The sequence below is a fragment of the Neofamilia massiliensis genome (assembly GCF_001299475.1).
In the GTDB taxonomy this organism is placed as follows: Bacteria; Bacillota; Clostridia; order Tissierellales; family Peptoniphilaceae; genus Neofamilia; species Neofamilia massiliensis.
The window spans coordinates 883,455-905,839 of the sequence record NZ_CYUJ01000002.1; the positions used below are offsets into that span (position 1 = coordinate 883,455).

General features: G+C 30.6%; 25 protein-coding genes. All 25 read right to left on the reverse strand.

The annotated features are described in order from the left end of the window. Window positions 1–10 precede the first annotated feature (10 nt). The 25 genes from deoD to rpsP all read right to left on the reverse strand — a co-directional run bounded on the left by deoD (window position 11) and on the right by rpsP (window position 22,375). Entirely contained in the window at window positions 11–712 is a 702-nt protein-coding gene (gene deoD / locus BN2667_RS04280; RefSeq protein WP_054252080.1) for a purine-nucleoside phosphorylase, read from the reverse strand. Window positions 713–739: 27 nt separating this feature from the next. Continuing rightward, window positions 740–988 carry a GNAT family N-acetyltransferase gene (locus tag BN2667_RS04285; RefSeq protein WP_054252081.1) on the reverse strand — a complete coding sequence of 83 codons (249 nt, stop codon included), beginning with the start codon at window positions 986–988 and terminating at the stop codon, window positions 740–742. Window positions 989–1,012: 24 nt separating this feature from the next. After that, on the reverse strand, window positions 1,013–1,942 hold the full coding sequence (locus BN2667_RS04290; RefSeq protein WP_054252082.1) for a bifunctional riboflavin kinase/FAD synthetase: 930 nt from the start codon (window positions 1,940–1,942) through the stop codon (window positions 1,013–1,015). Continuing rightward, window positions 1,935–2,822, reverse strand: a complete 888-nt coding sequence (gene truB / locus BN2667_RS04295) for a tRNA pseudouridine(55) synthase TruB (RefSeq protein ID WP_054252083.1) — start codon at window positions 2,820–2,822, stop codon at window positions 1,935–1,937. The genes BN2667_RS04290 and truB overlap by 8 nt, the downstream gene beginning before the upstream one ends. Beyond that, window positions 2,815–3,747, reverse strand: a complete 933-nt coding sequence (locus BN2667_RS04300; RefSeq protein ID WP_054252084.1) for a DHH family phosphoesterase — start codon at window positions 3,745–3,747, stop codon at window positions 2,815–2,817. Before BN2667_RS04300 ends, truB begins: the two co-directional genes overlap by 8 nt. Beyond that, complete coding sequence (gene rbfA, locus BN2667_RS04305) at window positions 3,747–4,097, reverse strand: 30S ribosome-binding factor RbfA (protein ID WP_054252085.1); 351 nt, start codon at window positions 4,095–4,097, stop codon at window positions 3,747–3,749. The genes BN2667_RS04300 and rbfA overlap by 1 nt, the downstream gene beginning before the upstream one ends. After that, on the reverse strand, window positions 4,090–6,570 hold the full coding sequence (infB, locus tag BN2667_RS04310; RefSeq protein WP_075967873.1) for a translation initiation factor IF-2: 2,481 nt from the start codon (window positions 6,568–6,570) through the stop codon (window positions 4,090–4,092). The genes rbfA and infB overlap by 8 nt, the downstream gene beginning before the upstream one ends. 19 nt (window positions 6,571–6,589) lie before the next feature. After that, window positions 6,590–6,853: an RNase P modulator RnpM gene (gene rnpM / locus BN2667_RS04315; protein WP_054252086.1), complete on the reverse strand. Its 264-nt coding sequence runs from the start codon at window positions 6,851–6,853 to the stop codon at window positions 6,590–6,592. A 7-nt stretch (window positions 6,854–6,860) separates the two neighbouring features. Next, window positions 6,861–8,180: a transcription termination factor NusA gene (gene nusA, locus BN2667_RS04320; RefSeq protein ID WP_054252087.1), complete on the reverse strand. Its 1,320-nt coding sequence runs from the start codon at window positions 8,178–8,180 to the stop codon at window positions 6,861–6,863. 2 nt (window positions 8,181–8,182) lie between these two features. Next, the gene (locus tag BN2667_RS04325) at window positions 8,183–8,638 is read right to left on the reverse strand and encodes a ribosome maturation factor RimP (RefSeq protein ID WP_054252088.1); all 456 of its coding nucleotides are present in this window, start codon (window positions 8,636–8,638) and stop codon (window positions 8,183–8,185) included. 129 nt (window positions 8,639–8,767) lie between these two features. Beyond that, the gene (locus BN2667_RS04330) at window positions 8,768–13,006 is read right to left on the reverse strand and encodes a PolC-type DNA polymerase III (RefSeq protein ID WP_082380188.1); all 4,239 of its coding nucleotides are present in this window, start codon (window positions 13,004–13,006) and stop codon (window positions 8,768–8,770) included. Between the two features lie 6 nt (window positions 13,007–13,012). Continuing rightward, window positions 13,013–14,059, reverse strand: a complete 1,047-nt coding sequence (gene ispG / locus BN2667_RS04335; RefSeq protein ID WP_054252089.1) for a flavodoxin-dependent (E)-4-hydroxy-3-methylbut-2-enyl-diphosphate synthase — start codon at window positions 14,057–14,059, stop codon at window positions 13,013–13,015. Between the two features lie 11 nt (window positions 14,060–14,070). Beyond that, window positions 14,071–15,057: an RIP metalloprotease RseP gene (gene rseP / locus BN2667_RS04340; RefSeq protein ID WP_054252090.1), complete on the reverse strand. Its 987-nt coding sequence runs from the start codon at window positions 15,055–15,057 to the stop codon at window positions 14,071–14,073. 9 nt (window positions 15,058–15,066) lie between these two features. Beyond that, window positions 15,067–15,840 carry a phosphatidate cytidylyltransferase gene (locus BN2667_RS04345; RefSeq protein ID WP_054252091.1) on the reverse strand — a complete coding sequence of 258 codons (774 nt, stop codon included), beginning with the start codon at window positions 15,838–15,840 and terminating at the stop codon, window positions 15,067–15,069. A gap of 2 nt (window positions 15,841–15,842) precedes the next feature. Beyond that, a complete protein-coding gene (locus BN2667_RS04350; RefSeq protein ID WP_075967887.1) occupies window positions 15,843–16,601 on the reverse strand; it encodes an isoprenyl transferase in 759 nt (252 codons plus the stop codon). Between the two features lie 61 nt (window positions 16,602–16,662). Then, window positions 16,663–17,208: an NADPH-dependent FMN reductase gene (locus BN2667_RS04355; protein ID WP_054252092.1), complete on the reverse strand. Its 546-nt coding sequence runs from the start codon at window positions 17,206–17,208 to the stop codon at window positions 16,663–16,665. Window positions 17,209–17,362: 154 nt separating this feature from the next. Then, window positions 17,363–17,917, reverse strand: a complete 555-nt coding sequence (gene frr, locus BN2667_RS04360; protein ID WP_054252093.1) for a ribosome recycling factor — start codon at window positions 17,915–17,917, stop codon at window positions 17,363–17,365. Between the two features lie 2 nt (window positions 17,918–17,919). Then, window positions 17,920–18,636, reverse strand: a complete 717-nt coding sequence (pyrH, locus tag BN2667_RS04365; RefSeq protein ID WP_054252094.1) for a UMP kinase — start codon at window positions 18,634–18,636, stop codon at window positions 17,920–17,922. A gap of 14 nt (window positions 18,637–18,650) precedes the next feature. Then, window positions 18,651–19,298: a translation elongation factor Ts gene (gene tsf, locus BN2667_RS04370; protein ID WP_054252095.1), complete on the reverse strand. Its 648-nt coding sequence runs from the start codon at window positions 19,296–19,298 to the stop codon at window positions 18,651–18,653. A 61-nt stretch (window positions 19,299–19,359) separates the two neighbouring features. Continuing rightward, a complete protein-coding gene (gene rpsB, locus BN2667_RS04375; protein ID WP_054252096.1) occupies window positions 19,360–20,160 on the reverse strand; it encodes a 30S ribosomal protein S2 in 801 nt (266 codons plus the stop codon). 133 nt (window positions 20,161–20,293) lie between these two features. Continuing rightward, window positions 20,294–20,641, reverse strand: a complete 348-nt coding sequence (rplS, locus tag BN2667_RS04380; protein ID WP_054252097.1) for a 50S ribosomal protein L19 — start codon at window positions 20,639–20,641, stop codon at window positions 20,294–20,296. A gap of 15 nt (window positions 20,642–20,656) precedes the next feature. Beyond that, window positions 20,657–21,334: a tRNA (guanosine(37)-N1)-methyltransferase TrmD gene (trmD, locus tag BN2667_RS04385; protein ID WP_054252098.1), complete on the reverse strand. Its 678-nt coding sequence runs from the start codon at window positions 21,332–21,334 to the stop codon at window positions 20,657–20,659. Continuing rightward, on the reverse strand, window positions 21,331–21,825 hold the full coding sequence (rimM, locus tag BN2667_RS04390; protein ID WP_054252099.1) for a ribosome maturation factor RimM: 495 nt from the start codon (window positions 21,823–21,825) through the stop codon (window positions 21,331–21,333). The genes trmD and rimM overlap by 4 nt, the downstream gene beginning before the upstream one ends. Beyond that, complete coding sequence (locus BN2667_RS04395) at window positions 21,825–22,064, reverse strand: KH domain-containing protein (RefSeq protein WP_054252100.1); 240 nt, start codon at window positions 22,062–22,064, stop codon at window positions 21,825–21,827. The genes rimM and BN2667_RS04395 overlap by 1 nt, the downstream gene beginning before the upstream one ends. A 14-nt stretch (window positions 22,065–22,078) precedes the next feature. Next, window positions 22,079–22,375 (reverse strand): 30S ribosomal protein S16, encoded by a 297-nt coding sequence (gene rpsP / locus BN2667_RS04400; protein ID WP_054252101.1) that lies wholly within the window; start codon window positions 22,373–22,375, stop codon window positions 22,079–22,081. Between the last annotated feature and the right edge of the window lie 10 nt (window positions 22,376–22,385).

Consider the following 22,385-nt stretch of genomic DNA (forward strand, 5'->3'; position numbering starts at 1 on the left):
TATATCTTTATTAAGCTAGTTCTAAAGCAATCTCCATCATCTTAGTAAAAGTTGTTTCTCTTTCTTTTGGAGTAGTTGCTTCTTGTGAAACTAGTGAATCTGATACTGTTAAAATTGTTAAAGCATTTACTCCTGCCTTGGCAGCATTGGCATAAAGAGCATAGGCTTCCATTTCAACGCCTAAAACTCCAATATCCGCCCATTTTTTCCAAACTTCTGGATGATCATTATAGAAAATATCAGATGATAAAATATTTCCAACTCTTACTTTATAATTTTTATCATCAGCAATTTTTTTGGCCTTTTCTAAAAGTTCAAAAGACGCAATTGCTGAAAATGTTCCTGGAAGTTCATACTGGCTAGCAAAGTTAGAATTTGTACAGGCTCCTTGAGCCAAAATTATGTCATGAATTTTTACATCATCTTGATAAGAACCACAAGATCCAACTCTAATTAAGTTTTTAACTCCATAAAAATGAATTAATTCATAAGAATAGATTCCCATAGAAGGCATTCCCATTCCTGTTCCCATAACAGAAACTTCCTTACCCTTATACTTTCCAGTATAGCCTAACATATTTCTAACTGAATTAAATTCCACTACATCTTCTAAAAAATTTTCTGCAATAAACTTTGCCCTAAGTGGGTCTCCTGGTAATAAAATTGTTTCTGCAATTTGTCCTTTTTTAGCTTGGTTGTGAGCTGTTGTCATAATGTTCTCCTTTCGATGCTTTAAATTTTATAATAAATCTTCATTTATCCTACTAGTAGTTTCAATAAATTTTGGATCAAAATAATAATTATTTTCCTTAGCAAAAATTAGTAGCCTTTTTAAAAGATCGCTGGCTATGCCTTGACCTTTTAAATGACTAACTACCTCTATATTATTTATAATAATTTTTTTATTTTCAATTTTATAAGAAAGTTGAGCTAAAGGCTCTTTGGGATTTCCAATAAAAAACCTGTTTTCTTCTTGGATAATATCCATAAATCTATCCTCAATTATATCAATTTATTCTAATTCAAATTTACCATTCTTTATTAAATCTATATCTTTTAAAATATTTTTAGTCATTTCTTCAGTTGAAGAGAATTTGAGCATTGGTCTAATTTTCTTTATAAAGTGAATTCCTATATCTTTGTTATAAATATTTTCATTAAAGTTTATTATATGGGCTTCTATCTTTAAGTCTTTTTCATCTAAGGTATAATTTTTACCAAGACTTGTTGCTGCAATATATTTTTTATTGCCTATAAAGACTTCGCTAGCATAAACTCCTTCACTTGGAAAAACATAGTCTGTAGCCAATTGAATATTAGCTGTTGGAAAGCCTAAGGTCGAACCAAGCTTTTTCCCTGGAACAACTTTTCCATCGAGGATATAGGGTCTATTTAATAGTGCTTCTGCTTGAGCAAGTTTGTTATCTTGTATATAAGACTTTATTATAGTCGAAGACACTACTTCACTTTCAAATTTTTCTGCCTTGCTAATATTAACTAAAAAATCATTTTTTGCAAAGGATTTTAATAAACTCGTATCTCCCCTTGCTTCTTTCCCAAAACTATAATCATAGCCAACAAAAACTCCACATACATTTAAATTATCTTTAAGAAAGTATATGAAATCTTCAGCTTGGAAATTTTTTATCTCGTCAAAGTTTATAATAAAAACTAGGTCAACTTCGCTTGCCTCTAATATTTTTATTTTTTGATCCAAGGTTGTCAGTTGTTTTTGTTTTGAAAGATAAATACTGTTATTGGTATGACTTTCAAACAATAAGACAGCTGATTTCACCTTGTCTTTTTTACTTTGATCTACTAGATTATTAATAATTTTCATATGGCCTCTATGAAGACCATCGAAGTTTCCAAGGGCAATATAGGATTTTTCAATTATTAATTTTGCATTTTTATCTATATTAATTACTTTCATCTTATACATATAGGTGCTTAGTTAATTTAAGCATAGTCCCCTTTGCTGTTGTAAATATATTAGCTATTCCCAATATTTTATTTTGTTCATAAATGAGATAAGTCCCATTTTTATATTGGCTATTAAATGGCTCTGTCATACCATTTTTTAACCTCTTTATAAGAGCTTCATCAGAAAGAATGATTTTTTCCATATCTAAATGGATATCGTCTATATCAATTAAACTTGACTTTATAAAATCTTCATCTTCTTCTATAAAATCTATTGCCTGGTCTATAGAAAATCCACTGCATTGAATTCTCTCTAAGTCAGACATATAGGCAAAGTTTCCAAGAGCTCTTCCAATATCATCTACTAAAGTTCTGATATAAGTTCCAGCAGAAACTTGGGTTTTTATTTTAGCTTCTTGCTTTTCAAAAGAAAAATCTAAAAGCTCAATTGAATAAATAGTTGTCAATCTTTCTTTTCTGTCTATACTTATACCCTGTCTGGCTAAATCATAAAGCCTTTGTCCTTTATATTTTAAAGCTGAATACATTGGGGGAATTTGTGTAATTTTCCCAACAAAATCATTTAAAATCATATTTAGATCGTCAATAGAGACTTTTTCATCTGTTGACTCAGTTACCTTTCCTTCTGCGTCTAAAGTATCTGTAGCCTTTCCAAATTTAATACTAGCTATATAAGTTTTTTTCTCTTTTTGTAAATACTCAATTGTCTTTGTTGCCCTGCCTAAGCAAACAACTAAAACGCCTGAAGCTAAAAGGTCTAGGGTCCCTGAATGGCCAACTTTTTTTTGATTGAAAATCTTTTTTACCATACGAACATAATCAGTAGACCCAATGCCCTTTCTTTTATTTACTACTAAAAATCCATTATAATCAGTCATAATTATTTAAAATCTCTTCAATAGCTTTATCTAAGTTATTTTCTAAAATTGTAAAACCAGCGGCCTTTACATGGCCTCCTCCAGAAAACTTTTGAGCCAGTTCAGCTACGTTTTTATCATTCTTACTTCTCAAACTTCCCTTAAAACCATGATCAATTTCTTTTAGTACCATGGCCACTTCAACACCATCAATATCTCTGATAAATTCAACGCTGCCATCAGCATCTGATTCAACTGCTCCAAGTTTTTTTAAGTCATTTTTTAAAATATAGGAATAAGCAAAAGCTCTTTTTTTATCTATTACAAGTCTATTTAGGATTATAGATAGAATTTTTACTTTTTCTAGACTATTTTTTGAATATAAATTTGTGTTTATTTTATTTTGGTCAATTCCCAATTCAAGCAAGTCTGCAGCAATTTTGAAAGTACGCGGTGTGCACGTATCATATTTAAATGAACCAGTATCAGAAGAAATTGCCGTAAAAATAGATTCTGCTATATTAACATCCATAGGCAAATTATAATCCTTAATTAACTCATACAATACTTCACCAGTAGATGAATAATCTGATTTTACAATATTTAGATCAAAGTCTAAGTTGTTTGAGATATGATGGTCAATATTAATTTTATATTTAGCCTTGTTTACTATATCTTGTCCTGGACCAAATCTATCTAAGCTTGAAGAGTCTAAGGTAATTAATAGGTCAAAATCTTTTTCCCATTCTTTACTTAGTTTATCTATACCATATAAAAAATTTAAGTTATATGGGATTTCATCTAAACAAATGGCACTTACATCTTTTTCTAACTGTCTCAAAGATTCAGCTAAGGCTGTGAGGCAGCCTAAGTTATCTCCATCAGGGCTAATGTGTGAAATCAAAGCAATGGTAGTAGCTTGGTCAATATAGGCTCTAAAATCCATTACTTATGTTCCTCATTGACCTTTTCAATTTTTTCAAAAAGTTCAAAAGATTTTTCTATTGAATCATCTTCTACAAAGATTAATTCTGGCATTATTCTAAGTTTTAAATCCTTGGAAATTTCTCTTTTTATAAAACCTTTTGCCGATTCTAGTCCTTCAACTGTATCAGCTCTTTTGCTGTCATCTATAGTTGAAATATAAATTTTTGCAATAGAGTAATCATTGGTTAAATCTACATGAGTTACGCTAGCTAAAGAATCAATTCTTGGATCTTTTAAGCCATCTAAAATAAGCTTGGATACAGTTTTTTTAATTTCTTCTGCTATTCTCCTTACTCTTTTTTCACTCATTTTTTACTTCCTCCATTATTGATGCTTCAATGATATCGCCAACTTTAATATCATTAAAATCGTCGATGCCAATACCACATTCATAGCCAGTTGCTACTTCTCTAACATCATCTTTAAATCTCTTCAGTGAGGAAACATTTCCTTGGTGAATAATAATATCGTCTCTTAAGATTTGTACTAAAGAATCTCTTGTAATTTTACCTGAAATAACATAGCCTCCTGCAATAATATTTCCATTTGGCAATTTAAATGTATCTCTAACTTCACATCTTCCAATAAAGTTTTCAACAAATTCAGGAGCATGCATACCCTTCACAGCATTTTCAAGGTCTTCTATCGCCTTATAAATTACTGTATAAGTTCTTATATCTACTTCTTCTTTCTTTGCTAGTTCAAGTGAATTATTGTTAGGTCTAACATTAAATCCAATAATTATAGCATTAGATGCCTTGGCTAAAGTTATGTCAGATTCTGTAATTCCTCCGACTGCTGAATGGATTATGTTAATTTTAACTTCGTCTGTAGATAATTTTAGTATTGATTGACAAACTGCTTCAACACTTCCCTTGACGTCGCCTTTTACAACTAAGTTTAAGTCTTTAAGTGATCCTTCCTTAATCTTTGAGAATATATCATCTAAAGATACTTTAGTAGCTCTAAATTGTTCTTCTTTTTCTCTTTCGTGAACTGTTTCGGCAAAATTACGAGCTGATTTTTCATCTTTAAACACATATAAGAGATCCCCGGCATTTGGAACTTCAGATAAACCTTGAATTTCTACAGCCATTGAAGGTCCAGCTTTTTTAACATTTTTGCCCTTGTCATTGGTCATTGCTCTAATTCTTCCTGATGAAGAACCAGACGCTACATTGTCTCCAACTTTTAAAGTACCATTTTGTACTAGAACTGTTGCAACTGGTCCACGTCCAATGTCAAGCTGAGCCTCTATTACCGAACATACTGCTTCTCTATTTGGATTAGCTTTAAGTTCTAAAACTTCAGCTACTAATAGAACCATTTCCAATAGTTCATCAATTCCTTCACCTGTCTTTGCAGAAACTGGCACCATAATTGTATCTCCGCCCCAGTCTTCAGCTAAAATGCTTTGCTCTGCTAGTTCTTGCTTAACTCTTTCAGGGTTAGCTGTAGGCTTATCTATTTTATTTATGGCGACTATAATTGGAACTCCAGCCGACTTAGAGTGAGAAATAGCTTCTATTGTTTGGGGCATAACTCCATCATCTGCTGCAACAACTAAAATTGCTATGTCAGTTACTTGGGCGCCTCTCATTCTCATTGTTGTAAAAGCCTCATGACCAGGTGTATCTAAAAATGTTATTTTTTCGTCACCAGATCTTACTGTATAAGCTCCTATATGTTGGGTAATACCGCCAGCTTCTCCTGCAGTTACTTTTGTAGACTTAATTTTATCAAGTAATGATGTTTTTCCATGGTCAACATGTCCCATTACAGTAACTACTGGTGCTCTTTTAATTAAATCTTCTTCTTTGTCTTTTTGATCTAAGTCAAATAACTCTTCAACTGGCACTTCTATTTCAGGTTCAGGTTTTTCTATTTCTATTCCCATTTCTAAAGCAAGTAAGTCTACTACGTCTTCATCTAGGTTTTGGTTAATAGTTGCCATTACTCCAAGGCTCATTAACTTAGTGATAACCTCTGAAGTTGTAGATTCTATGGCTTCACTAAATTCTTTTACAGTAACTGGGAAAGTAACCTTATAAACTTTATCTTTTTCTACTTTGTCTTCTTTCTTAGCAGCTTTCTTTTGCTTACTTACTGTATTACCTGTCTTTTTTGTAAGGTCTCTTTTAAAATGTTTTATTTCATTATTATCATTATAAAACTTATTTTCCCTTTTTGATTGTTTTTGTTTTTGCTTTGATTTCGATAATTTTTTATTACTTCTATCTTTGTGTAATTCTAACTCCTCTATAGGGTTTTCATCTTGTTGATACCTATTATTAGACTTTTTGTGGTTTTTGTCCTTGCTATATGAAGAGTTATCGCTGTTTTTAGGGGAAAACTTATTAGCCTTGTGGTCTTTATTTTCTTTATTTATTTTTCCCCTGTCTTGTTTGCTTTTCGCTTGTTTAGCTGAAGCATTTTCTGATTTGTTCTCTTTATCTTTTTTATCTACCATAGGAGTTTTACTCTTTTGTTCTTGTATTTTACGTTTTTCTTCTTTTTTAACTTCTTCTAACTTCTTTTTTTCTTCAGCTTCTTTTGTAAGTTTCTTTTCAATTTCTTCAATGTTTACTCTAGGATTTGTTTTCTTTTTTGTCTTCTTTTCTACAGAATCATTGTTAGAATTGATTGCATTTTTAATTTTATTGGCTTCGTCATCTGTTAAAGTTGACATTGAATTAGCTATATCAATACTTAATTCTTTTCCTATTCTAACAACTTCTCTATTGTCTAACTTTAAATTTCTTGCAAGCTCATGTACTCTCAAATACAACACCTCCAAAGTGTTATTTTTCTATAACTTTATTTAATTCATCATAAATATCCTTATCAATTTTACATCTTAGACTACGCTCTAATTCTTTGTTTGTAAAAGCACTTTCTAGGCAGTTGCTATCTTTATGAATATAAACTCCCCTACCATTTGCTTTTCCACTTTCATCAACAAAAATGTTATCGTCCTTGTCCTTTACAATTCTAAAAAGTTCATTTTTTTCGGCATTTTCTTTGCAACCGACGCATTTTCTCATTGGAATTTTCTTAGATTTCATAAGTCACCTATATTTTATCTTCTTCTAGACTAATGGACTCAACATTTTCTACAAAATCGCTGTCAGTTTCTGTATCTAAACTAACTTCTTCATCATCATTTTCAATATTATAAGCAAAGCTTTCTTCTTCAAGGTCATCATTTTCACTTGAATACATACTATCTAAGCTGTCTAAATCTTCAATTGATACTCCTGTAGGATGATTGTCATCGTACTTAATCTCTTCTTCATAGGTCATATTCATAAGGTCATTTAATTCTTCTTGTTCTTCTTCAGATAAACTTTCATAGTATTCATCAAACTGACTTTCTGATTTTATATCAATTTTCCAGTTGGTAAGTTTAGCTGCTAGTCTTGCATTTTGACCTTCTTTACCGATAGCTAATGAAAGTTGATAATCTGGAACAATTACTAAGGCTGATTTTTCTTTTTCATTTACGACTACTTCAACAACCTTTGATGGTGAAAGTGCATTTGCAATAAAGTACCTAATTCTTTTATCATAAATAACTATATCAATTTTTTCATCGTCTATCTCATCTACTATGGCTTTTACCCTTGAACCTTTATATCCAACACAAGCCCCAAGAGGATCTACTTCTTCATTTTTTGAATAAACTGCAATTTTTGTTCTAGATCCAGCTTCTCTTGCTATAGAATAAATTTCTACAGTTCCTTCTTGAATTTCTGGTATTTCTAGTTCAAACAATCTTTTTATTAATGATGGATGAGATCTAGATAAAATTATTTGTGGTCCTTTAGTTGTTTTTTTAACTTCTAAAACATAAAGTTTTAATCTATCTCCAGCTTGATAATTAATTCCTTCAATTTGTTCTGATGGAGGTAAGATTGCCTCAGTTTGTCCAAGGTCAAAATAAATTATATTTCTATTTATTCTTTGGATAACTCCAGTTATTAGCTCATTTTCCTTGTCGATATAATTATTGTAAATTACATCTCTTTCAGCATCTTTAATTCTTTGAATGACTACTTGTTTAGCTGTTTGTGCTGCTATTCTACCAAATTTTGAAGGAGTAATTTCTTTTAAATAAGTATCTCCTACGTTATAAATTTGGTCAATTTCTTTAGCTGTTTTAATATCAATTTCTTTGCTGTCATCTACTACTTCTTCTACAATATCGAACTCAGCAAATACTTTTATATCGCCATTTTTCTTATTAATTTTTACTATTGCATTTTGGCTAGTTCCATAGTTCTTTTTATAGCTTGATACTAAAGCAGCCTCAAGAGCTTCAAAAATTACATCTGGTGAAATTCCTTTTTCCTTAGTAATTTGGTCTAATGCTAATAGAAAATCTTTGTTCAATTTTATTTACCTCCGAAATCTATATATTGTCTCATTAATGAAATGTTTTCTATAGGTATCTCTATAATATCTTCTTCAACCTGTAAAAATATTTCTTTTTCATTATAGTTAGTTAATTTTCCAATAAATTCTTTTTTATTTTTTATTTTTTTATATAAACGAACTTCTACATTGTTGTCTATATTTCTTCTATAATCATCTAATGTTTTAAGCTTTCTATCTAAGCCTGGTGATGCAACTTCAATACGATAATCATTTGCGAAATATTCATCTAAATCAATTTCATTATCAACTGCTCTTGAAATTAAAGTACAGTCATCTAGGTTGATACCTTCTTTCTTGTAAATTATTATTTCAAATAAAGCTTGCTTCTTTTCTTTTATATTAAGTTCAACTAATTCAAAATCATATGACTCTACAAGATTTTTTACTTTTTCTTCTAATTCTCTCTTGTTCACTTTTACCTCCTTTAATTTCAAAAAATTGAGAGTGGCTTTCACCACTCTCAACAATAACTCTCTCTTTAATACATTTATATATTATCATTTTTTATTTGAAATATCAAGGATTTCAAGCTTTTATCATAATTAAAATAATGATATTTGGTTTGTGTCATCTAATTTAGATAAAACACCTGTCTCCTTTAAATAGTCAACTACTTTTTTTGATAATTTTGTCTTTTTAATTAAATCTTCTATCGACAAAAAGTCTTCCCTTCCTCTAGCCGCAACTATTGAATTAGCAACACCTTCTCCTAAACTAGGAACAGTAACAAATGGTGGAATAATTTCATTATCAATTATTGTAAACTTTGTAGCTAAAGACTTATACAAATCTAACTTTCCTAATTTACAAGATCTAGCATACATTTCTAAAGCTATATCATAAATAGCTAGGTCTCCCTCTTCTTTTTTAGAAATTTTTTCTGCAGATTTTAGATCTTTAATTTTTTTCTTTATTGCATCTGGACCTTTTGCTATTGTTTCTAAATCGAAGTTTGATAGTTTCATACTTAAGAAAGTTGCATAGAAGGCTTCTGGATAGTAAACCTTGTAGTATGCTAATCTTACTGACATTGTTACATAAGCTACAGCATGGGCCTTTGGAAACATATACTTTATTTTTTTCAAAGAATCAATATACCAATCAGGCAAAGGAAGCTTAGAAATTATTTCTTCCTCTTCTTCTGTAAGTCCTCTTCCCTTTCTAACTTTTTCCATAGTGAAGAAAGAAAACTTCTTATCAGCTCCAGCTCTTATTAGGTCTTGCATTATATCTTCTCTAGTTGATATTACATCTTTTAATTCTGCTCTCCCAGAATTTACTAATTCTTCTGCATTGTTGGTCCAAACATCAGTACCATGAGAAAGACCAGAAATTCTAACTAATTCTGCAAAAGTAGTGGGCTTAGTTGATTTTAACATCTTTTGAACAAAGTTTGTTCCAAACTCTGGGATACCAAGTGTTCCCATATCAATATCAAAGATATTTCTATCTAAATTTAATGCATCAGCATTAGAAAATAAAGAAATTACTTTTTCATCATTTAAAGGCACCTTTAAAAAATCTGTTTTGGTTAAACTCTCAATCATCTTTATCATAGTCGGAACATCATGACCTAAAATATCTAGTTTTAAAATTGTAGAAGATATAGCATTATAATCATAGTGGGTAGTTGTAACATCACTATTCTTATCATTAGCTGGCCTTTGTACCGGAGAAAAGTCATGAATATCCTTATAGTCAGGAACAATCATAATCCCTCCAGCGTGTTGACCTGTAGTTCTTTTTATACCGACTAAAGACTTGGCATATCTTTCAGTTTCGGCCTTCGAAAAGTTTGTATTAGTCTCTTCAATAAATTTTAAAACATAACCATAGGCGGTTTTTTCTGCAATTGTTCCAATTGTTCCTGCTCTAAACACTTTTCCCTTTCCAAAAAGTTCTTCTGTGTACTTGTGAGCCTGAGTTTGGTATTCTCCAGCAAAATTTAAATCAATATCAGGTTCTTTATCTCCATCAAAGCCTAAGAATACTTCAAAAGGAATTTCGTCCCCATATCTGTTTAATTGTTCGCCGCACTTAGGGCAAGTTTTTTCAGGTAAGTCATTTCCTGAATAGACTTTCATTTCTTCTGTATTAATAAATTCTGAATATTGACACTTTGGACAGGAATAGTGTGGAGGTAGTGGATTTACTTCAGTAATACCGCACATTGTTGCTACTAAACTTGACCCGACTGACCCTCTTGAGCCTACTTGATATCCATCTTCATTGGCTTTTTTTACTAACTTTTGGGCTATAATATATAAAACAGAATAGCCATTTTTAATTATTGAATTTAGCTCGACTTCTAACCTATTTGCTATAAGCTCTGGCAAGTCTTCTCCATAAACTTCATGGGCTTTTTTATAAGTTATTTCTCTCAACATTTTATCTGATCCTTCAATTACTGGAGGATAAGTTCCGTCTGGTATAGGTTTTATATCTTCACAAAGATCAGCTATTTTCTTAGGGTTTTTTATAACTACTTCAACTGCCCTAGCATTTAAATAAGAAAACTCTTCCAGCATTTCATCTGTTGTTAAAAATGAATAGTCATTGTCATATTCATCTCTATTTAAACTTAAGCCATGTTTTAAAATCTTCCTAGACATTCTAGTTTCCTTGTCTAAATAGTGGACATCTCCTGTTGCAACAACTAATTTATTAAGTTTGTCTCCTATGGAAATAACTTTTTTGTTTAACTTTATTAAGTCTTCTTCATCAGAAAAGTATTCTGGTATTAAATTAAGATTATTTTTATTTGGCTGAATTTCTAAATAATCATAATAGCTTGCTATTTCTTCAATTCTATCCTCAGAAAAATCCTTTAAAATAGCTTGTTGTACTTCTCCATCTTGACAAGCAGGTGAAACTAAAAGTCCGTTTCTATGATTGTCTAAGACTGATTTCGGAACTTTTGGTACATAATTAAAATAATCTATGTGAGATTTCGAAACAATTTGGTAAATATTTTTCAATCCTTCTAAATTTTTTGCTAGTAATATAGCATGAAAACTTTGACCAGATTCTTTTTTTCTTTTCTTTATTAAACCTTGTATATTATCAATAGATGATGCAAAAGAATTTTTAATTAGGTTGTCATCTAAAAGCCTTATGAATACATCACCTGTTGCTCTAGCATCATCCACTGCCCTGTGGGCATTTTCTAAAGATACTCCCAATCTTTTTGCAACATTTCCAAGTCTGTGACTTCTAACATTTGGATAAAAAATTCTTGATAGCTCTAAAGTATCAATATAAGGTTTTTCAAATTCAAGACCAATTTTTTTAAAATTATTCTTTAAAAAAGCCATATCAAAATTTGCATTATGGGCAACCATAATAGAATCTTCTATAAAAGAATAAAATTTTGGTAAAACTTCATCAATTGTTGGTTGATTAACTAGCATAGCGTCAGTTATATTAGTTAACTCAACTATTTCTTCAGGAAGTTTTCTCTTTGGATTTATTAGAACGTTAAAACTATCTATTATTTCGCCATCTTTAATTTTTACTGCTCCAATTTCAATAACCTCATCATGTCTAGCTGAAAAACCAGTTGTCTCTACGTCAAACACTACAAAATTATCTAAATTATCAGTTAATTTATTTGAGTTCTTAATAATCTTTTCGTAGTCATCAACAAGATAAACTTCAAGGCCATAAAGGATTTTTATATTATTATCTTTTCCTGCTCTAGCTGCTTCAGGATAAGCCTGGACAACACTATGGTCTGTTATAGCAATTGCTTCATGCCCCCAAGCTGCTGCCCTTTTTATAAGACTAGTTGGATCTGTCATTCCATCTTGAGCGCTCATAATTGTGTGTACGTGAAGTTCAATTCTCTTCTCATTTCCTAGATCATCTCTTGGAGAGATTTTGTAAAATTCAAAATATTTTGCATCAACTAACGGTGAGTTATCAAAGTTATCAAAAGTATACTTTCCATAAACTTTAATTCCTATGCCTTCTTTCAAATTATCTTTAAAATATTGAGCCTTGTCTTTGTCTAAAAATTTTTTTAAATAGGTTGATTCAGTATAATCAGAAAAATAAATATAAATAATTTCTTTGTCGATTTTTGCTATTTCTTTAAAATCAATCTTAAAAACTTCCCCTTCTATATAGACTTCGCCAAATTGATTTTTTAAATCGCAAATTTTACAAGCTTCAACTTCTTTTTTTGGTGCCTTACCAAAGCTTAGATCTAATTTATCAACTTTATTTTCAGTCTTAGTGAAAGTCTTTTTTTCTTTTTGACTAGTATTGATTTGTTTTATGCCTATATGATTTTCTTCTTCTCTTATTTTTTCTAAATAATCATAAACATTTGAATCTTTGTTTACCATATAATATTCAAATTCATAAGAAAATTTTTGACACAAACTCTTTATCTTGTTTATATCGGTTTCATCTATAGTTTTGTAAAAATTTCCTATTATTTTATTGTTTTCTTCTTTTAAATAATAACTTAGTTTTTCAATTTTTAAAAAAGATGTAATATAATTATTTATCTCTTCAATTATATTTACATCTTCATCATCTATAATTTCTAATTGTATGTCTAATATGCCTAAATTTTTGGAAAAATAACTTTTAATTATTTCCTTATCAGCATCTGCTAAGATTATATTTTTATCTAAAAATAATACTACTACTGATTTAGCTTCTTCTTTAAAAATTTTAAGCTCTTTAAAATAAACCCCTTCCCATTTTTTCTCTAAAACAGGAAAGAGTTTATTTAAAGATAATAGATTTGATTCTCGATTTATATTGCACACTTATAATCAGTCCTCTAAATTAATAATTTCTATTAGCCTATTAATAAGGTCTTTTTCAGGCACTCTGTCAATTATTTTACCTTTTTTAAAAATTATTCCCTCTTTGTTTTTTCCAGTTATACCATAGTCTGCTTCTCTAGCTTCTCCTGGTCCGTTTACCACACAGCCCATAACTGCAATTTTATAGTTTCCTTTAATTTCATCAATTCTATTTTCTAGTTCAGCTACCATTTTTATTAAATCAATGTCGGTCCTTGCACAAGTTGGACAAGAAACTATTTCTACTCCAAAAGTTCTTAAATTTAACGATTGGAGAATTTGTTTGGCTACTTTTATTTCTTCAAGCGGATTATCACTTAAAGAAACTCTTATTGTGTCTCCTATTCCCATATAAAGAAGTGTGCCAATACCAATGGCAGACTTAATTGAGCCTCTTAAAAGTCCTCCAGCTTCAGTTACTCCTAAATGGAGAGGATAATCACATTTTTCTCTAAATAAAATGTTGCTATCAATGTTCATTCTAGGATCACTAGCTTTAATAGAAACTTTTGTATTAAAGAAATTATTTTTTTCTAAGGTTTCAATTTCTTCAAGAGCAGATGCCACAAGAGAATTTTTGTTTACACCAGCATATTTATCAATAATCCTTTTTGAAATAGACCCAGAGTTGACACCTATTCTAATAGGAATATCATAAAACTTACAAGCTTCTACAACTTCTTTAACCTTAAGCTCACTTCCAATATTTCCAGGGTTTATTCTAATACAATCTGCTCCATTTTCCGCAGCCATTAAGGCAAGCTTATGGTCAAATTGAATATCAACAATTAATGGAATAGTAATATTTTCTTTAATTTTCTTTAGGGCTAAGGCATCTTCATAATCAGATACTGCAACTCTAACAAGTTCACAACCTACATCTTCTAAAGCTTTTATTTGCTTAATAGTTCCTTGGTGATCTTTAGTTTTTGTGTTGGTCATTGATTGAATAGTAGTTGGATTACCTCCACCAATTTTTACATTACCAACAGTAATAACTTTGCTTTTTTTCATTTTAACCTACTTTATAAAATATCATTAAAAATTGTAACATATCCTATTAATCCAAGTAGAAAAATTAATCCTAGAGAATTAATAACAATCTTAGCTTTTTCTGGTAATTCTTTACCGACAATCCATTCTATTAGAGTTATAACAATAGTTCCTCCATCAAGGGCAGGAAAAGGAAACAAATTAAAGGCTCCTACGTCTGCGCTAATCATACAAGCAAACATTAATACATTTATAAATCCTTGTTTAGCAGAGTCGCCAATCATCCTTACAATGCCGACAGGTCCACTAAGGCCTTCAATTTTCGCCCTTCCAGTTAGAAGTTGACCCATAAAAATATAAACTTGTTTTATTATATCTTTGGTAAATTGAAAGCTGGCCCCTAGTGAACTAGTAAAGTTTTTTTCTAAAGTTGGATATATCCCTATTAGATGGTTGCCATTTTCTTCTTTAGTAGGGACTTGAAAAACTAATTCTTCGTTGTCTCTTTGAACTTTAATGGTAACCTTATCTTTTTTTGACGTATTCAAAGTCTGAGATATTTCAGGCCACGTTTTTATTTCCTTGTCATCTATATAAAGGATCTTATCTCCAGCTTCTAAACCAGCAGCTTGGGCAGTAGAATTTTCTACAAAAGAATCAATAGTTGTTGTTTGTTGACCTAAAGTAGAAAACACAATTACTCCTAGAACTATGGCCAAAATAAAATTCATTAGGGCTCCAGCAACTAGGACAGCTATTTTCTTTAAAGGATGGGCGTTTGAAAATGACCTTGGATCGTCAGATTCATCTTCCTCGCCTTCTAAGGCTACATAGCCACCAATAGGCAAAGCCCTAATAGCATATAGGGTTTCTTCGCCTTGCTTTTTAAAAATAGCTGGACCCATACCTATTGAAAATTCATTTACTTTAATATTATTTAACTTTGCAACAATAAAATGTCCAAACTCATGGACCATTATTACAAGTAGAAAAACAAGTAATGCATATATTATAGTCATAAAAACTCCTTAAATCTTATATAAAAACCTAACTCCATGCATGACAATTGGGGCAACAAGTAAAACAGAGTCAAATCTATCTAGTACTCCACCATGACCTGGAATTAGCTTTCCAAAATCTTTTATACCGGTATCTCTTTTTATTCTAGAGGCTACTAAATCTCCAGCTTGGGCAAATATTGATGCAAAAACTCCTACTATAATATCATAGCCTATAGAGGAAAAATTAAAGTAAGATAAATAAAGAATTGTCATAATACAAGTTCCTATTATTCCACCAATAGCTCCTTCAATTGACTTGTTAGGGCTTACGTCTGGTATTAATTTATGCTTACCTATAGTTACTCCAACTAAGTAAGCAAAAGTATCAGAAGAAAATGCAAGTAAAAAAACCAAGCCAATAAAAACTGGATTTTCTATTAACACTAAAGAAGAAAATCCTAAAATTATATAAAGTGAAGAAAATGCAAAAGCCGCTGTATTTAACACGTGGTCTCTTTTAACCAATAAGTCAAATAAAGCAAGTAACAAAATTACATAAAAAGTATAAGTGATTGTCTTTGTATAATATATTTCTAAAAATGAAAATACACTTATTATAACTCCAAAACCTTTTCTAATGTTAATGTCAATGTTTTTAAAGGCCTTTGATATTTCTAAAAATGCAATTACGGACAAAATTAAGGCAAATAAGTTTATCCAAATTCCATTAAAATATAAAAGTATAATTAATAAAATTACTCCTACAATACCTGATATAAGTCTTACAGTAAACTCAGACAATTTTATAGTCCTCCAAATCTTCTATTTCTGTTTTGAAACTCATAAATAGCCTTATAAAGTTCATTAGGTATAAAGTCTGGCCATAAAATATTTGAAAAGTATAGTTCAGCATAGGCTGCTTGAAATAATAAAAAATTGCTAAGCCTTAGTTCACCACTTGGTCTAATCATTAAATCAACATTATAATACTCATCAGAGTATAAGTGTTTAGAAAAATCTTCAACAGTCAAAGAGTCAATATCTTCCTCAGAAGATTTTTTATACTCTTTTATCATTTCTTTGCATGCATCTAATATTTCAAGTTGAGAGCCATAGTTTAGACAAATATTAAGAATCATACCAGTATTATTTTCTGTTTTATTAATGGCATAATCAAGTTTTTCTTTTACATTTCTTGGAAGCTCATCCCTGTGGCCTAAGACTTTCAAAATAACATTATTTGAGGCAAGTTCATCAATATATTTGTCAATAAAGGCAACAATTAGAAACATTATCTTATTTACTTCCTCTAAGGGTCTCTTCCAATTCTCTGTTGAAAAAGCAAATAAAGATAAAACTTTAATTCCTAGATCAGATGATGCTCTAACAATATCTACAACCCTATTAGCGCCTTCCTTATGACCATAGCTTCTATTTAATTTTCTATTTTTTGCCCATCTGCCATTGCCATCCATAATAATGGCAATATGCTTAGGCAGCTTTTCCTGATTTATTAATTCTAAATAATTTTTTTCCATAATAAAATTATAAGCCATAAACATAAAAATATCCATAAAAATTCCCCTGGAATTAACAAGTATCCAGAGGAATTTTTGTAATATCTTATTTACTAATTAATTCAACATGTTTAACAAAGGCTTTAACTGCCTTATCAATAAAATCCTTAGTATCAGCAAAAATGTTTCCTTTATCATCAAAAGAATCTTGAATATTACTTAAATAAACTTCTGGTCTTTGCATTGGCATTATATTTACATTTACAAAATTTTGCCTTAGGGCGAGATTTCCAGCCATACCTCCATAGCCGCCAATAGTTGCTGAAAAAACGGCCACTGGTTTTTTAGACCAAATATTTCCATCTGAACTCTTTGAACCAATGTCTATAATATTTTTTATAGCTGGTGCAAAACTTCTATTATATTCAGGTGTAAAGAATATAAAACCATCATGATCTTTTATTGCTGATCTTATTTCTTTATATTCGGCTATTTCATTTTCTCCATCTAAGTCTTCGTTATAAAATGGTATATGTCCAATTTCTACAAAGTCTACCTGAATATTATCAGGAAATAAAGTTTTAGCAACTTCTGCTACCTTCCTATTCCAAGATTCTTTTCTAAGTGAACCTACTATTAATCCTATTTTCATAAATATCTCCTTAATTTAAAATTATAAAATCCCTTCTTTTATAAAATATTACCCTTTTAGTCAGCATTTTAAAAGTTATTATACAAAATAAAAATAAGGCTAAAAATAGCCTTATTCTCATAGCAAATATTATTAAAAAGTTTATAGATATCTTTTAGATCTCCATTATTTCTTCTTCTTTATTTTTAGTGATCTTATCTATTTCTTCAATATATTTATCAGTAAGTTTTTGAATTTCGTCTTCTATTGTTCTTTTTTCATCTTCAGAGATGTCTCCAGCTTTTTCATCTTTTTTGACTTGGTCCATAGCATCTCTTCTAATATTTCTAATAGCTACTTTTGTGTTTTCACCCATACCACTTACTTGTTTTGTTAAATCTTTTCTTCTTTCAGTTGTAAGGGCTGGAATTGTTAGTCTAATAATTTTTCCATCATTTGCAGGATTTAGACCAATGTCTGCTTTTATAATAGCTCTTTCAATTTCCTCTAAAACACTTGCATCCCATGGTTGAATTGCAATTAATCTAGCCTCAGGTACAGAAATCCCTGCTACTTGATTTAAAGGTGTTTGTTGACCATAGTAATCAACAGTAATCTTATCTAAAATTGCAGGATTAGCCCTGCCAGCTCTTACTGTTTTTAAATCATCAACATAAACAGCAATTGAAGTCTTCATTTTCTCTTCATATGGTTGTAAAAAAGCCTTCATAATTAGTCTCCTTTTCTTACAATAGTTCCTATATCTTTTCCTACAACTACATCAAAAATATTTTTAGGATCATCAATTCCAAATACAATTAAAGGAATATCATTGTCCATACATAAGGATGTTGCCGTAGTATCCATTATCTTTAAATTTTGATTTAAAATTTCTCTATAAGATAATTGGTCATATTTTTTTGAGTCTGGATTTTTATTTGGATCAGATGTATAAATTCCATCTGTTCCTTTTTTTGCAAGAAGTATTACATCTGCGTCTATTTCAGCAGCTCTAAGTGCTGCAGTGGTATCTGTTGAGAAAAATGGATTTCCTGATCCTGCAGCAAAGATAACAACTCTTTTCTTTTCAAGATGCCTAATGGCCCTTCTTCTAATATAAGGTTCTGCAACTGCTCTCATTTCTATAGCTGTTTGGACTCTTGTAACAACACCGTTACTTTCAAGTGCATCTTGTAGGGATATAGCATTCATTACTGTTCCTAACATTCCTACATAGTCTGAGGCAGCCCTATCGTTAAGCTTTGCATCTCTTCCTCTCCAAAAGTTTCCGCCACCAACGACAATTGAAACTTCTACTCCAAGGTCTACAATTTTTTTGATTTCCTTAGCCATTGTATCCATAGTATCCATATCGATACCAACTTGTTTGTTTCCAGCTAAGGCTTCGCCACTTAATTTTAGAACAACTCTTTTAAATACAGGTTTCATAATTAATTACCTAACTATTTACCTATTTGTTTTGCTACTTCTTCAGCGAAATCCTCATTTCTCTTTTCTAGACCTTCACCTAGTTCATATCTAGTAAATCTTCTTATTTTAATATTTTCTCCAATTTTTGCTGCAAGATCTGTTAATAATTCATTAATTGTCTTATCGCCATCTTTAATAAACTTTTGATCCATTAAGCAGATTTCTTCATAAAATTTATCAAGTCTTCCTTCAACCATTTTTTCAACAATGTGTTCTGGTTTACCTTCGTTTAAAGCTTGAGTTTTTAGAACTTCTTTTTCATGTTCTACTACATCTGCTGGAACTTCTTCTCTTGATAGATATTTTGGGTTAGCTGCAGCAATTTGCATAGCTATATCTTTGCAGAATGCTTTAAAGTCATCATTTTTTGCAACGAAATCTGTTTCTGAATTTACTTCAACAATTACACCGATTCTTCCACCATGAACATAGCTTTCGATTATTCCTTCTGAAGCAATTCTGTCAGCTTTTTTAGCTACACTTGCAACACCTTTTTCTCTTAACCAATCAATTGCTTTTTCAAGTTCTCCATTATTTTCTTGTAGTGCCTTTTTACAATCCATCATACCAGCACCAGTCTTATCTCTAAGTTCTTTTACTAAAGCAGCAGTAATTTGCATAATTTTTCCTCCTTTTAACTATAAAATAAGAGTCCTTAATTAAGAACTCTCTTTTAATTATTTATTGAACATCCTCTTCAGATTCTTCTTCTGAAATAGTTTCTTCTTCAGAAATAACAACTTCTTCTACATCAGCTTCTTCAACATTTTCTTCTTCAGCTTCGTCGTCAAAGTTAATTTCTCCATCTTTCCCTTCAATAACAGCATCAGCTATAGTTTTTGTAATAAGTTTTACAGCTCTTATAGCATCATCATTTCCAGGAATTGGATAATCTATTTCATCTGGATCGCAATTTGTATCTAGAATAGCAATAGTAGGTATTCCTAAAATTTGTGCTTCTTTAACAGCTATTGCTTCTTTTTTAGGGTCAACAATATATAGTACATCTGGAATTCTTTCCATATCTTTTATTCCGCCTAAGAATTTTTCTAGCTTGTCTCTTTCAGCTAGCATTTTTAATACTTCTTTTTTAGGGAATAAATTAATGCTTCCATCTGCTTCCATGCGATTTAATTCGTGTAGTCTATCTATTCTCTTTTTAATGGTTTCAAAGTTAGTTAAAAGTCCACCTAACCATCTTTGGTTAATGTAATGCATTCCACATCTTTTTGCTTCGCTTTCAATAGATTCTTGGGCTTGTTTTTTTGTACCAACAAATAAAACTTCTCCACCTTGAGCTACTACTTCTCTCATAAAAGCATAGGCTTTTTCAATTTCTACAACTGTTTTTTGTAAATCTATAATATAGATTCCATTTCTTTCGGTAAAAATATACCTTGACATTTTTGGGTTCCATCTTCTTGTTTGATGTCCAAAGTGTACACCTGCTTCAAGCAGTGATTTCATTGATATTACTGACATAAGTCCTCCTGTTTTTTTCTTCCATAAATATCAACTGTTTAGGGACCAAATTGGCAACTCCTAATACATCAATTTATGTGTTTTTTCAAAAATTATTATAGCATATATTTATATGCACTGCAATTTAAATAATTTAAAAAGATTTTTTTTCTTTAACTCTAGCGCTCTTACCTACTCTATCTCTTAGGTAATAAAGTTTAGCTCTTCTAACTCTACCACTTCTTACCTTGTCAATTCCAGCAATTCTTGGTGAGTGTAGTTGGAAGGTTCTTTCTACGCCAACGCCATAAGATATTCTTCTTACTGTGAAAGTAGTTTTAATACCAGTGTTTTGTATTTTGATTACAATACCTTCAAAGGTTTGAATTCTTTCTCTGGAGCCTTCAACTATTCTATAGTGAACTTTAATTGTGTCCCCAACGTTAAATTCAGGTAATTCTTTTTTTAATTGCTCTTCTTCAAGCATTTTTATTATATCCATTAGTAACCTCCTAATTTATTTTTTGTTTTTTAATAGATCTGGTCTATTTTCTAAGGTCCTCTGAAAAGAAGACTCTTTTCTATATTCTTCAATTTTTTTATGATTGCCAGATAATAATACACTTGGTACTTTCATTCCCCTAAAGTCTTCTGGCCTAGTATATTGGTCATATTCTAATAAGTTATCTTCAAAGCTTTCAATATCTGCTGACTCTTTATTTCCTAAAACTCCAGGAATCATTCTTGATACAGAGTCTATAAGAACCATAGCTGCAAGTTCTCCACCTGTAAGGACATAGTCTCCTATTGAGATTTCTTGGTCTACATAGAGATCAATAATTCTTTGGTCTATGCCTTCATAATGGCCACAAAGTAAGATTAAATGTTCATAACTTGCAAGACTTTTGGATGTTTTTGCTGTAAGTTTTTTCCCTCTAGGACTAAGATAAACTAAAAAAGAGTTTTCTGTCTTTACAGATTCAATACAATCTGCAAGTGGTTGAGGGGTCATAACCATGCCTGGTCCTCCACCATAAGAGTAGTCATCTACTTTTTTGTGCTTATTTTTAGAAAAATCTCTAATATTTATAGTATTAAGAGTAAATTTTTCTTCATCAATAGCCCTTTTTATTATGCTATATTCTTTAATAGAATCTACAAATTCAGGAAAGAGTGTTAGTACATCTATTCTCATTCAAACAGCCCTTTTATTGCTTTGATTATAATCTTTTTATTAGCTGTATCAATATCTAAAATTATATCTTTTACTGCTGGAATATCTCCGCTTTTTTCTGGGCCTTCTACATGATAAACATCATTGGCTATACCAGAATAAACTTCAGTTAGATCTCCATAGTAAATTCCATCTTCGTCATAAACCTTACAGCCTATTAAATCAGCTATATAGTATTTATCATCTTCTAGGATTTTTCTATCTTCATCCTTTATATAAATTTCAGCATCTTTATACTTTAAGACCTGGTTTATATTATCAAACTCTTTAAAGGTTAATATTACTAAGTTCTTATAAGTCGATACATTTTCTATATGAACAGCTTCTTTGTCTTCACCAATATAAACTTCTTTGTATTCCCTAAATCTATTTATGTCATAGGTATAAGGATAAACTTTAAGTCCACCTTTAATCCCATGAGTGTTTGTTACAATTCCAACTAAAGTAAACATTAATCTGTTTCCATTATTTTTAAATTATAATTAACACTTTCCTTAATGGAAATAGCTCTTAGAATATTTCTTATATTCTTTGCAACCTTTCCTCTTTTGCCTATGACTCTTCCTAGGTCTTCTTCTGCTACATACAGTTCTAATTGTATTTCATAGTCACTTATTTTGTTTTCTAAAACTCTAACCTCTTCAGGCTTAGTAACTATTGATTTTGCAATATATTCTACTAAATCCTTCATCTAAATCACATCAATTAAGCTTCTGTTTCTTCAGTTGTTTCAACTTCTGGTTTAACTTCTTCAGTAGAAGAATAAACACCATGGTTGTTAAATAATCTGTTAACTGTATCAGTTGGTTTAGCACCTTTTGAAATCCAGTCGTTAGCTTTTTCATTGTCAACCTTAAATGTAATTGGTTCAGTTAGTGGATTGTAAATTCCAATTTCTTCAATGAACTTTCCATCTCTAGGAGCTCTTGAATCAGCTACAACTATTCTGTAGAAAGGATTTTTTTTGCTTCCCATTCTTCTTAATCTTATTTTAACTGCCATCTTGCACCTC